General features: G+C 35.4%; 11 protein-coding genes. 2 read left to right on the top strand and 9 right to left on the bottom strand.

Going from position 1 to position 12,481, the window contains the following annotated elements:
• Window positions 1-310: 310 nt before the first annotated feature.
• The 3 genes from AACH31_RS04920 to AACH31_RS04910 form a co-directional block, all read right to left on the bottom strand.
• A complete protein-coding gene (locus AACH31_RS04920; RefSeq protein ID WP_161832599.1) occupies window positions 311-553 on the bottom strand; it encodes a hypothetical protein in 243 nt (80 codons plus the stop codon).
• 371 nt (window positions 554-924) lie between these two features.
• Complete coding sequence (locus AACH31_RS04915) at window positions 925-2,115, bottom strand: IS701 family transposase (RefSeq protein ID WP_161832744.1); 1,191 nt, start codon at window positions 2,113-2,115, stop codon at window positions 925-927.
• A gap of 136 nt (window positions 2,116-2,251) precedes the next feature.
• Window positions 2,252-3,961 (bottom strand): glycoside hydrolase family 13 protein, encoded by a 1,710-nt coding sequence (locus tag AACH31_RS04910; protein ID WP_161831607.1) that lies wholly within the window; start codon window positions 3,959-3,961, stop codon window positions 2,252-2,254.
• A gap of 316 nt (window positions 3,962-4,277) precedes the next feature.
• Between AACH31_RS04910 and AACH31_RS04905 the strand changes: the two genes are divergently transcribed.
• Entirely contained in the window at window positions 4,278-5,123 is an 846-nt protein-coding gene (locus AACH31_RS04905) for a hypothetical protein (RefSeq protein ID WP_262953598.1), read from the top strand.
• A gap of 61 nt (window positions 5,124-5,184) precedes the next feature.
• On the opposite strand, the gene AACH31_RS04900 is transcribed toward AACH31_RS04905, so the two are convergent.
• Window positions 5,185-5,679: a hypothetical protein gene (locus AACH31_RS04900; RefSeq protein WP_262950605.1), complete on the bottom strand. Its 495-nt coding sequence runs from the start codon at window positions 5,677-5,679 to the stop codon at window positions 5,185-5,187.
• A gap of 198 nt (window positions 5,680-5,877) precedes the next feature.
• On the opposite strand from AACH31_RS04900, the gene AACH31_RS04895 reads away from it, so the two are divergent.
• Window positions 5,878-6,528 (top strand): hypothetical protein, encoded by a 651-nt coding sequence (locus AACH31_RS04895; protein WP_338617977.1) that lies wholly within the window; start codon window positions 5,878-5,880, stop codon window positions 6,526-6,528.
• 95 nt (window positions 6,529-6,623) lie between these two features.
• On the opposite strand, the gene AACH31_RS04890 is transcribed toward AACH31_RS04895, so the two are convergent.
• The 5 genes from AACH31_RS04890 to AACH31_RS04870 all read right to left on the bottom strand — a co-directional run bounded on the left by AACH31_RS04890 (window position 6,624) and on the right by AACH31_RS04870 (window position 12,451).
• Complete coding sequence (locus AACH31_RS04890; RefSeq protein WP_338617974.1) at window positions 6,624-7,412, bottom strand: endonuclease/exonuclease/phosphatase family protein; 789 nt, start codon at window positions 7,410-7,412, stop codon at window positions 6,624-6,626.
• Between the two features lie 16 nt (window positions 7,413-7,428).
• The gene (locus tag AACH31_RS04885) at window positions 7,429-9,075 is read right to left on the bottom strand and encodes a PTS transporter subunit IIBC (protein ID WP_262950609.1); all 1,647 of its coding nucleotides are present in this window, start codon (window positions 9,073-9,075) and stop codon (window positions 7,429-7,431) included.
• Window positions 9,076-9,111: 36 nt separating this feature from the next.
• Complete coding sequence (locus AACH31_RS04880; protein ID WP_262953601.1) at window positions 9,112-10,776, bottom strand: glycoside hydrolase family 13 protein; 1,665 nt, start codon at window positions 10,774-10,776, stop codon at window positions 9,112-9,114.
• Window positions 10,777-11,065: 289 nt separating this feature from the next.
• A complete protein-coding gene (locus tag AACH31_RS04875) occupies window positions 11,066-12,019 on the bottom strand; it encodes a carbohydrate kinase family protein (RefSeq protein WP_262950613.1) in 954 nt (317 codons plus the stop codon).
• A 129-nt stretch (window positions 12,020-12,148) separates the two neighbouring features.
• Window positions 12,149-12,451 carry a Dabb family protein gene (locus AACH31_RS04870; RefSeq protein ID WP_161831615.1) on the bottom strand — a complete coding sequence of 101 codons (303 nt, stop codon included), beginning with the start codon at window positions 12,449-12,451 and terminating at the stop codon, window positions 12,149-12,151.
• Window positions 12,452-12,481: the final 30 nt, after the last annotated feature.

Here is a 12,481-nt window from a genome sequence, read left to right as displayed (position 1 = left end):
CACCTCAAATCAGAGAGTTCCTAGCTTCTTATCCTACTTTAAAATAGCTACATTTTCTGCCTACTCTATCCTATTCAATAAAACCTTAATAATAATAGATCAACGCCTATTCTTCCGTTAAATTTTCAGTTAATCACATACATGAGGTGATTTACTTTAACAGAATTTCATTTATAATAGATCGCCTCTTGCAGCCATTTCAAAGCACCCTAAGGAAGAAGAATAAGTTTCTCCCCTACTACTATATGACGCCTTCACACTTAAGTTTTCATTTTGATAAAAAAAGGAGTTAGCCATGAAGGCTAACCCCTTACCGTTTTTTTTCATCACGGCAGATGAGTCCATAACTGAGGGCGCAACTTAGTACCGCAATAAAGACAACCCCTATCCGAATAGCGGGATTTGAAAGATGCGGAACCACTAGTCGGCAAATACCGATCAGTACTAACGCCAGTAGTGTCACTAAAAGATGAGGTTGATGTGTTTTTTTATACTGTTTAAAAAGGATAAAAAAGAACACGATCGCAACTAATAATTGTAAAATATGATTCATCGTAAACTCCTTCACTATTCAAATAAGACCTTCACATGGATGCGCTCAAACGTCCTTTTATGTTTTATGGATGAGGGATGTCTGCTTAAAACACAAAAGGAACCCCGCCTCTATCTATCTAGCTACACAATCAATCTTATATTGGGCAACTAAACGACTGTTCACCTTGATTGGCTAAAAGCCTTGAGCGTCTTCTTGAGTAAAATTATCTCGGATTTCTCTATTATACGCAATTCGCGCTCATTTACCAACAAAAGAAAATACAGTATCAAGTCAGAGTGTATTGATACTGTATTTTCTTTTAAAATAATATTAACTATTAATGTGCAATTTTTAAGAAAAATTTTCCAAGGAATGAAAATACACTTACCCTATGCAATTTTCAACTCTTCAAAAATGGTTTTTAATTCCACACCTTTTTGAGCTTTATGATAAATTAATTTCACTAATTCTTGTTTTTGCTTTCGTTGACACTGGCGTAAACTGTCACCCAAACAACGATTATTTAACGTTATTCGTTTTAAATAAAGGTAAACGAATTGAATCATTAACATCAATCGTTTAATCCCTTGTAAAGTTCGAATTTGATAGTTCCCCATTCCGAAATTTTGCTTCACTTCTCGGAAGAAAATTTCAATAGGCCAACGTTTAGTATAGTGTTTAAGTAGTTGTTTGGCAGACATTTTCAAATCATGACTCATAAAACAACGTAAAGCTTTTTCTTCCAAAGGAGCCGTTTGGGGCCAACTTAAAATGATTTGGACGACATGTCCCCCTCTTATTCGTCCCTTATATAGATACGTATAATAACGCTCAGATCCGACGGTCACTAAGTCGAGATCATGAAGGGATAATGTTTTCGCAAATTGTTTCAGTTGAATTCCGTTGGGACGGTAACCTTTAGGAAGAATGATTCGATTCGTTTTAATCGCTCCTAAATAATGAAACCCGACTTGCTTAGCCGTTTGAAGGAGAGCTTCACACGTATACCAACTATCCGCTAAGACATAGCCTTTATAGGGAGGTTTGGGTAATTCCATCAGAGCTCTTCGAACGAGTTCGATTTTACTCTGTTTCTCTTTTTCATAGGGAATGATTTGATAAGGAAGAATTAAATCCTCACATTGAAGCATCAAGGCGACAAATTGATGACCATAAACGTGTTGATGATGAAGATGAGAAAAGTGCCAGCTACATCCTTGAATAGGATGTGTTGCCCGTGACGAAGGTTTAGTTTTAACACAAGTCGTATCATCAACCATCACGTAAATAGGTTGTTGAGTTTGATAAGAACGCTGATAGATACAGGATAAAACATAGGTTTGAATCTGGTGACTGATCGCCTCCTCATCCCAAGGACTATCCGTTAAAAATCGTCCAAAACTTGTCCGATGACAGTGTTTAACGGCAGAGATTTTCCCCTGATAATTTTCCTGAATCATCAAGTTTAGAAACTGGTTAACATGATTAAACTGAGGTTTAGATAAGAATAAATCTAAATCAAGTTGTTTTAAAAATTTGAAAATTGAATTTGAATCTGATATAATACTATCCATGAACATTAACTTAATTCCCCCTCGTTAATTGGTTGTAGGAGACTTAATTATACAGGGATTTAAGTTAATGTTTTTTCTTTTTTTACTGGTATTTTATAGCTGGAAATTAATTGGAAGTAGTTTTGCACATTAATAGTATTAATTAAACTAATTCAAAAACAATTGATTCATAAGCTCTTAACTCTAAACATGGTAAATGCATTGATGAATCTTTATAGTTTGAGATGACCATTTGTTTAGCTGTTAAATCTGGTAAACAAATAGTTGTTGGTTTTTCAAAGAAGTTTGATACGATTAATAATCGACGATCCCCATATGTTCTTACATATGCGTATACATTTGGATGATGCTCACCTACTAACTGGTAATCCCCATAAACGATGATATCTTTATAGTCACTAAAACGTCTTAACTCAATTAAACGGCGATAGTGATTAAATAATGAATCTTCGTCCTCTAATTGTGAAGCCACATTAATCGTTTGATAATTTGGATTAACTTTCATCCATGGTGTTCCCGTTGTAAACCCACCATTTTCCGTTTGATCCCATTGCATTGGTGTTCGCGCATTATCACGAGAAGTCACTTTAATATAACGTTCAATCAATTCCGTTGGGTGCCCTTCCCCTAATAATTTCTTAATTTTTTCAATTGTCGAAACATCATGATAATCATCAAATGTTAAATGATCCGCGTTTGTCATCCCAATTTCCTCACCGTTATAGATAAATGGTGTTCCCCACATCATTAATAATGACGTCGCTAACATTTTTCCTGATTCTTTATGGTAATGTGTTGCCTCACCGTATTGTGACATCACACGCGGATGATCGTGGTTTAACCAATAAAGTGGATTCCAAGCACGATTTTGTAATCCTAATTGCCATTTTTTAAACACTTGTTTTAAGTCATATAAGTTCACACGATTAGTCCATGTTTCATTTAATGAGTCATATCCATTGTTTGCCCAGCAGTGATCAAACGTAAATACCATGTCTAATTCTTTTGAATCATACGCCGCGTATTTAAGCGCCTCATTAACATCCGCTCCTCCGCCAACTTCACCAACTGTAAAAATATCATAATGAGATAACACTTTTTCATTTAACTCTTTTAAGTAAGTATGAACAAGTGGCATGTTAGAGAATTTTGACCAATCTTCTTTATATTTCCCATGACTTGGCATATGTGAATCAGTAAATGAGAAGTCGCGATCTAAATGGGCTACAGCATCTACACGGAAGCCATCAATTCCTAACTCTAACCACCATTTAACCATTTCATATAATGATTCACGCATCTTATCATTTGCCCAGTTTAAGTCTGGCATTTTACGAGAGAAGATGTGCATGTAATACTCGTTGGTTTGTTCGTCTTTTTCCCAACATGAAGGTGTAAAAAATGAAGCCCAGTTCGTTGGCTCAGTTTCATTTCCCCACTCATCGGTTTTCCCTTTTTGCCAAATGTAATAATCACGGTATGGACTATCTACTGATTGACGCGCCTCAACGAACCAAGGATGTTCATCGCTCGTATGATTTAATACAAGGTCCATTACAATTTTAATTCCACGCTTTTTAGCTTCATTTAATAAAATTTTAAAGTCTTCAATACTACCAAATTCTTTTGCAATTTGATAATAATCTGACACATCGTATCCGTTATCATCCATTGGTGATTGGTAAACAGGACATAACCAAATAATATTAATCCCTAAATGGGCTAAATAGTCTAATTTACTAATAATTCCTTGTAAGTCACCAATTCCGTCCCCATTACTATCGCAAAAACTTTTTGGATAGATTTGATAACCTACGCCTTCCTTCCACCATTTACGTGCTACTTCTGTCATCTATGTCATCCCCCTATAAATAGTCTACTTGTTCTTCACAACACATATTTTATCATAGTGTAATCTGACAAACCTACTAAATTCTGACTGTAATCGATTCCATGTTATAGATACACAGGAATAATCTTACTTTTCTATTTTTTCCTCTCTCTTATGCAAAAAAATTCTATTATTTTTCCCCTTTATTTTTTCTTTATTCATTTTTTCATGCTTTTTGTTAAAAAAAACACAAAAAAACCTTGATATGAAAGAGGTTTATTGTTAGAATATAGCTTGTCTTTTAGAGATAATATTTAGCCGTAGGGGGTACAAACACATGTTAAAAGGTAAACTTTTAATCGCGTTAGCTTCAGCAGTCTTATTTTTAGGAGCTTGCTCAAATGACGCAGAAGCACCAAAAACTGAAACACAAAAAACTGAACAAGTAGCGGGAACATACACTGGAACGGTAACATACAACCGTTTAGTTGATCCTACAGGAGCTTCTACTGACGTTGCTTCAATTGTTATGGAATACAAAGATGGGAAGCCGACTTCAGTATCAATTGATGTATTAACAAACGGAACATCAAAAAAAGAATTAGCTGCTAGTGGTGGATATGTTATGAGTAAAGAAGAAGGTGCTTTACAATGGCATGAACAAATTGCTGCAGTAGAAAAAGCATTAGTAGACAATAATTTTGATACAACAAAAATCAATCTTATTGATGAAGATGGACATACAGACTCATTAACAGGCGTTTCAATGAAAGTCGGTTCATATGTAAAATTAGTTCAAGAATTAATGGATTCAGTTGCAAAAGGTGAAACTGAATTTGGATTCAGTGGAATTAAAAAATCGGAATTTCCAGCTAAATCAGGAACAGATGTGATTGAAGTTGTTTATGATAACGGAAAAGCTGTTAACTTAAATATCGATATGATCCAAGAAGATGGAACATCAAAACGTGCTGCATCAGAAGAAGGAACTTATGACATGGGTGGAGAATTAGCATGGCATGAGCAAATGGACTTATTAGAAGACTTCATCGTTGCTAATAACTTTGATGTAACAAAAGTTACATTAACAGATGAAGATGGACACACAGATGCTGTATCAGGTGTTTCTATTAAAGTTGCTTCTTACTTAGATTTAGTTAAAAAAGCGTTAGAAACAAAATAATAATAGCTATTAAAAAAAGGCAGGATATCCTGCCTTTTTTTATTTCGCTTTACGTAGCTTTTTAAAACAAAAAGAAATCTTCATTAGCTACGGAGTTTGTAGTTGAATTTGAAAGACTTGTGTTAAGTTCTGCTTCCTTATTGCAACAGTTATTCCCTAATCCAAAGCAGTTAGCTGTTCTAACCCCCTGGCAATACCCATCTCTAAATCCTTTACGATAACCTTGACGACACCCTTTCATACAGCCTTGACGATAGCCCTGCATATATGCTTGTCGAACTCTACAGTTATTATTTCCCTGACGCCCCATCTGGCTAATCCCATTTAACTGCACATCATTCGTAACAACTGTATCTGCATCTTTAATTTGATACAAATCACCTGTTAAAAATACATTTTGTGAAACACAAGTCTGATCCGCTTGATTCGAATTTCGACAAGGGCGTTGTGGGCGCATTTCCTCGCTTTGGCATCGACAGCGATTTTGTTGTTGAGGTTCAAAATTAAAAATTGAATTTTCATTGAATTGATTGTTATTCATACCATTAGTGCACATAGTTCTATATCTCCTTTTACTTCATTTGTTAGAATTTCAACTACACCTTAATTTATTCCCTATCCGCTTCTTTTGAATATGCGTTTATCAATAGTAGCAAATTAAGATAAGATTTGTTTTTATAGGTAGAAAAATACATTATCTTTTGTTATAATGGCATAATGAATAAAGAAGATAAATGACTAGAGGTGATTCTAAATGACAACTCAACATAAAAACCAATATGACATCGTCGGAGACGTTGTTAACTTAACTGTTTTTAATAAAAAAGGAAAATCATTCGTTGCTCAATTTGATCTAGAGGATTTAGAAAAAGTAAAGAACTATTCTTATTGGTACGCTCAATGGCATAAAGATTTTAATTGCTATATTATTGAAACAAAAACAAAAATAAATCAAAACGGAAAAGTTCGCTACCTCAAACCAACCTTACAATCAGTTGTCTTAGGTACAAGTAAAAACGCACCTATCCGACATATTAACGGAGATCTTCTAGATAACCGTAAATCAAACCTTGAAATATACAATCGCCAACAAATCAATAGTTACGAACGTCTAGATAATGGGGATATTGCTATTCATTTAAAAGATCGCTATGGAAACATCGTGAACAAAGCACTTATTTCCGCCGAGGATTTAGATGGTGTCGTAAATGAACAATATACTTGGATTTCGAAAAAGAAACCTAATGGTCAACCGTATGTTCTTGCTCATACCCCATCTGGTCCACTTTATCTCGATGCATTCTTAGCAAAACCACAATCGGGATTTTACGTTTATCATATTAACAAAAACCCTTTAGATAATCGCCGTCAAAACCTCGAACTTAAGGAACTTGAAACAGAATAATAAAAGAAAAAACAACTAATAAAAAAATTAGTTGTTTTTTCTTTATCTTCTATATCATTAACCCCTCTAAAGAAAATCTTTAGAGGGGTTAATTTTTATAAATCTAACTCTACTTCAATACCGAAATGATCAGAAACAATTTCTTTATGTTGGCCATTAAAAATAACATGGGATGATTTAACTTTGATATTTTGGTTAGCTAAAACTAAATCAATGCGTAAGTCTTTTTTATTGTTCGACCATCCATCAATTTTTCCAACAACCGTCATACCACTATCCTTCTCTTCAGCCGACGTATACGTATCGACTAACCCTTTACTTAAAAGGTAGTCATATCCCTCATCACGGATATTAGCATCATTATTGAAGTCTCCCATAACAAGGGCTAATTGATTTTGTGGTAACTTGGCAACTAGGCGGTCAACCTGATTTTTAAATGGTTCCTCTTCATCATGGTACCAACCTAAATGACATGAATAAATGCTCATCGGTTGATCCCCGTTCATCACCTCAACCCCCACAACACGACGTGTGCGGAAATTATGAATATCATCTTGATTCGTGATAACAAATGAATCGGCCTTTTTAATAGGGAGACGGGTTAGCACCGCTAACCCCTCTTCATAGATATCAAATCCGATGTGAGCAAAGTCCCATACGAATTGATAATCTGTTACCCCTAACTTCATTAACTCATGAAGTAATACAACCGCATAATTGTCTTTTTTGACCTTTTCATCATCACTTGGGTCTACTAACTGCATGACCTCTTGCAAGGCAATCACATCATAGTTTTTTTCTTTAATGACTTCGGCTAAGTGTTTAATTTTTTGAAGTTGATTTTCTTCTTGCCAAGCATGACAATTTAAGGTTAATACTTTCATAAAAACGCTCCTATAATTATAAACCTAAGATATCTTGAATTTCTGATTTTAATACATCAGCTTTTGGTCCGTAAATTGCTTGGATTCCATTATCTTTAATGATTAATCCTAATGCACCAGTTGCTTTCCAGTTTGGTTGATCTGATACATTATCTGCATTTTTAACTGTTACACGTAAACGAGTCATACAAGCATCTACGTCTAAGATGTTCTCTGCTCCACCTAATAATAAGATGATATCATTTGCTAATTGGCTTCCTCCAGCTGTTACGTTTGAATCCGCCGCAGTGTTATCTTCTTCATTGTAGTTTCCTAAACGTCCTGGTGTCGCAATTTTGAACTTTTTAATAGCAAAGTTGAATACACCGAAGTTTAATGCGAAGAATCCTAAACATCCTAATACGAAGTTAATCATATCTCCTGTTAATCCAGCATTCGCCATCATTGGAATACGAGTACAGAATTCGATAATACCAAATGAGTGAATACGTAAGTTGATTAAGTCAGCTAAAGCAAACGCCGCACCTGCTAAGATAGCATAGCATAAGTATAAAACTGGTGAAATAAACATGAACATGAATTCTAATGGCTCAGATACACCTGTTAAGAATGTTGCTAATGCTGCAGAAACGAACATTGATTTATAAGCTGATTTTTTATCGTTGTCAACATTACGGAACATTGCATAAGCAGCCCCCATTAATGAAGCAGTTGATAAAATAACTTGTCCTGCTTTGAAGCGTGCTGGTGTTACTGAATTTAATAATGTGTTATAGGCTTCCATATCTCCAGCTGCTTTTAAGTTATTTAAGTCAGTTACCCATGCTAACCATAAAGACTCTTGTCCTGCAACGATTTGTCCTGCGTTTGCACCTGTTAAAACTTCATATGTTCCACCTAATTCAGTATAGTTCATAGGAATAGTTAACATGTGGTGTAAACCAAATGGTAATAATAAGCGCTCACCAGCTCCGTATACGAATGGTGCAAGGATTGGCGCAGTATCTTGAGAAGTTGCAATCCATTGACCAAAGTTGTTTAATGCACCTTGAGCGAATGGCCAAATGATTGATAAGATTAATGAAGTTACAACTGATCCCCCGATTACAACGAATGGTACGAAACGTTTACCATTGAAGAACGCTAATGCTTGTGGTAATTTACTGAAGTTGTAATATTTATTAAAGATAGCTGCCCCTAAGAACCCAGAGATAATCCCTACGAATACCCCCATGTTTAAGGCTGGCGATCCTAAAATTTCAGTAAAGTAGTCTGCAACAATCATGTCTGCTCCAAACAGTGATTTAACTGTTGCTGTTGGATCAGCTAACATATCAGCTGTTACTCCAAAGATTGCTCCTGAAATACGGTTAATTAAGATAAATGCGATTAAAGCGGCAAATGCTCCACCCGCACGTTCTTTTGCCCAAGATCCCCCGATAGCAACGGCAAATAAAACATGTAAGTTACCAATAATCGCCCAACCGATTTCTTCCATGATTTTAGCGATTGTAGCAATTACTGCAATATCTCCACCTGACATTGCAACTAATTTACCTAAAGAAATCATAATCCCCGCTGCTGGCATTACAGCGATAACGACCATTAAGGCCTTTCCAAACTTTTGCCAGAAATCAAACGACATAAACCCTGACTTTTTCACAACTATTCCTCCTAATAATTCTTATATCATCATAGCTTAATTTAAGCTGTAGATGCGAGCTTCAAACGGCTTCAATTCCAATTCAGTTACAATTGCGTGATCCTCAACAGGCATATTTGCAAGTAATAATTGTTCTGCCGATACTGATAATTGACCTAAATCAACCATCGTTTCAGTGTCCGTTAGATTACACAATACTAAGGCACTTTTCCCATCCAAGATACGTAAGTACGCGTAAACATTTGGATGATTTTCAAGAATCAATTCGTATTTTCCGTAAATAAAGACATCATCCGATTTTCTTAATGCAATCATATCTTTATAGAAGTTAAGAATTGATTCCGGATCTTCCTCCTGTTTTTGCACATTAATCTCTTTATAGTTTGGATTAACTGCTAACCAAGGTACCCCCGTTGTAAATCCTGCATTCGCTTCGTTATTCCATTGCATCGGTGTTCGACTATTCCCACGGGCTGTTGCACGAATAATCTCCATAATGTCATCATGCTCCATTCCCTGATCGAGCTTAGAATAGTAAAGCCCCGTACTTTGGACATCTTGATAATCCTCAACCTTATCAAAGTGCACATTGGTCATTCCAATTTCTTGCCCTTGGTAAATAAATGGTGTTCCCTTCATCATGAAGTACATCATGCCAAGCGATGTCGCACTTTCTTTCCAATAGTGTTCATCGTCTCCAAGGGTAGAAACAATTCGCGCTAAATCATGATTCTCAATATAAAGCGCGTTCCATCCAACACCTTCTAAGCCATTTTGCCACTTGGTTAAGATTTGTTTTAACTGACGGATATCTAGTTTTTCACTTCCATTATCCTTCCACAGTCCAAGATGTTCGAATTGGAAAACCATATTAAATTTTCCTTCTTTTTCTCCCACCCATAGGTGAGCATCTTCAGGTTTAACCCCATTTGCTTCCCCTACTGTCATAATATCATAATGATCGAAAGTATTCGCTTTCAAATCAGCCAGTAGCGGATGAATTCCTTTCACATTCATATGTTTATCAAACGATGAAACATATTTGAGTTGTTGAGGATTCGGCATATTCGCCAATCCTTCTTCCTTTTTTATATGGCTGATGGCATCAACTCGGAATCCATCGATTCCTTTATCTAACCACCAGTTAACCATCTCGTATAAAGCTTCTCTAACCTCTGGATTTTCCCAATTTAAATCAGGTTGTTTTTTAGAGAATAGATGCATGTAATATTGATTCGTTTCTTCGTCATATTCCCAAGCGGATCCACTGAAAATACTTTCCCAGTTATTTGGCTCTTTTCCATTAATCCCGTCTCGCCAAATATACCAGTCACGTTTGGGGTTATCTAATGAAGACCTAGATTCGATAAACCATGGATGTTCATCACTCGTATGATTAATAACTAAATCAGCAATTAATTTCATTCCTCGCTTATGAACTTCACTGAGTAAACGATCGAAATCTTCAATCGTTCCAAATTCATCCATAATATCTTTATAGTCGCTAATATCGTAACCACAATCATCATTAGGCGACTTATAAAATGGACAAATCCAAATCACATCAATTCCAAGTGATTTTAGATAATCTAATTTCGTAATAATTCCATTAAGATCACCGATTCCATCACCATTTGAATCCATAAAACTTCTAGGATAGATTTGATATGCCACGGCTTCTTTCCACCATACTTTATTCATCGTGTGTCCGACTCCTTTTTCTTTTTCTTGCTGTCTCTTTTCGTTAGTGTTTCTCCCCATTCTTCGTGTTATACCTGTTAAGAATCTCCAAAGTAAACGCATTACTTTTTGCTACAACTTGATTATATCGTTTTCATAAAATTAATACAATGTATAATTCTCATGTAACCGGTAACACTTTATCCGACACAATACCCCACGATTCCGTAATCGGTTCCAGTTCCGCAATAAGACAAAAAAAGGAGCTTTTTTCACAAAAAAGCTCCTCGTTTTGTCGGAAATCGAAAGGTTAAAACGTAGTTATAGACCATTCAATTTCATTAATTTTTTGTTTTACACGATTAAGTTCCATCTCCGGATGAATCGTCTCTTCATGTGAAATGGTAATAATCGACATTGCCTGAGCCAACTTCACTGTATCTAAAATAGATAGTTGATTTAAATAACTATAGCCAACACCTGCAATAAAAGAATCTCCCGCTCCCGTTACGTTTATCACGTCTACCTTGTTCGGCTTCACAATACCTTCTTCTACAGGGGTACAGTAATAAACACCATCTGCATCTAAACTAATAAAAATATTTTGGATTCCGAGCGAAAGAAAATATTTTCCTGCGCGACGAACATCTTCAACTGTTTCTAATTTAAACCCACATAATACTTCTGCTTCATGACGATTAGGTTTCACGGTGTGAAAGTATGGCAATAAATCTTTGATATTTGCTGCTTTTGCTGCAGAAACAGGATCTAATACAAACTTTGTTTTCTTGTTATATTTCTTCACAATATATTCTAAAATTTTCGGATTATCTGCTCCAAAGAACATATATTCAGAACCTTCAATCACATCTGATTTCGAATCAATAAATTCTTCTGTGAGATGATGCTCTACATCAATATCAACAATAGCAGAGACCATTTCACCCTTTTCATCAAGGATGGCAACATAAGTTGGTGTTGAGGCCCCTTCAATAATCAGTGAATCAGACATATCAACGTTGATTGATTCAGAGTGCTTTAAAATGCTTTTTCCTTTTTCATCATTACCTAGAACGGAAATAAATTTTGTATTTGCTCCCATTCTTGCCATATTTTCAGCAATATTACGACATACGCCACCAAAAGATACTTTCACACGCCCCGGATTTGAGTCATGAGAACGGTAATTGTGAGCCGTAAATCCAAAAATATCGTAAATGGATATTCCAAAAACTAAATTATACGCATCGTGATTGTTTTTCATGCTTGTTAGCCTCTCCCTTTAGTTAAAAATAAAGCCATTTAATTGGTATCATTTATCATAAAATAAATCAATTCATCTACTAACTTTCTAATAAAAACAAGCAATAACAAAAATGTTATTGCCCCATTCTTATAACTCGTAATCAGAAACAACGCGTGAAGTTGCCGCAGGTTTTACAATTTCTGTTGCCACTTTCACATGTAATGGATGTGCCTGATAATATTCTAAAGCAGCTTTATCTTCTAACTCTGAATATAATACGACATCATAAGATGCATCCGATTGTAAGAAATCAATTCCTACTTCTAAATGACGAAGACCTTCGATTTTTCCGTTTAATCCTTCTAAAGCTTCTTTAATTTGTTGCGCTGTTTGTTCTTTTGTTAATCCATTTGTTTCTTTAATTTTCCACATCACAATATGTTTAACCATTGTTAGACCTCCATCTCTTTGCTTGTTATC

It is taken from the genome of Turicibacter faecis (assembly GCF_037076425.1).
Taxonomy (GTDB): domain Bacteria; phylum Bacillota_I; class Bacilli_A; order MOL361; family Turicibacteraceae; genus Turicibacter; species Turicibacter faecis.
This window is presented reverse-complemented; position numbering and strand designations above follow the sequence as displayed.

Bases quoted from the DNA above. Each gene is read 5' to 3' on its own strand.
- AACH31_RS04920 (WP_161832599.1), bottom strand. From the start codon at position 553: ATGAATCATATTTTACAATTATTAGTTGCGATCGTGTTCTTTTTTATC.
- AACH31_RS04915 (WP_161832744.1), bottom strand. From the start codon at position 2,115: ATGTTCATGGATAGTATTATATCAGATTCAAATTCAATTTTCAAATTT.
- AACH31_RS04910 (WP_161831607.1), bottom strand. From the start codon at position 3,961: ATGACAGAAGTAGCACGTAAATGGTGGAAGGAAGGCGTAGGTTATCAA.
- AACH31_RS04905 (WP_262953598.1), top strand. From the start codon at position 4,278: ATGTTAAAAGGTAAACTTTTAATCGCGTTAGCTTCAGCAGTCTTATTT.
- AACH31_RS04900 (WP_262950605.1), bottom strand. From the start codon at position 5,679: ATGTGCACTAATGGTATGAATAACAATCAATTCAATGAAAATTCAATT.
- AACH31_RS04895 (WP_338617977.1), top strand. From the start codon at position 5,878: ATGACAACTCAACATAAAAACCAATATGACATCGTCGGAGACGTTGTT.
- AACH31_RS04890 (WP_338617974.1), bottom strand. From the start codon at position 7,412: ATGAAAGTATTAACCTTAAATTGTCATGCTTGGCAAGAAGAAAATCAA.
- AACH31_RS04880 (WP_262953601.1), bottom strand. From the start codon at position 10,776: ATGAATAAAGTATGGTGGAAAGAAGCCGTGGCATATCAAATCTATCCT.
- AACH31_RS04875 (WP_262950613.1), bottom strand. From the start codon at position 12,019: ATGAAAAACAATCACGATGCGTATAATTTAGTTTTTGGAATATCCATT.
- AACH31_RS04870 (WP_161831615.1), bottom strand. From the start codon at position 12,451: ATGGTTAAACATATTGTGATGTGGAAAATTAAAGAAACAAATGGATTA.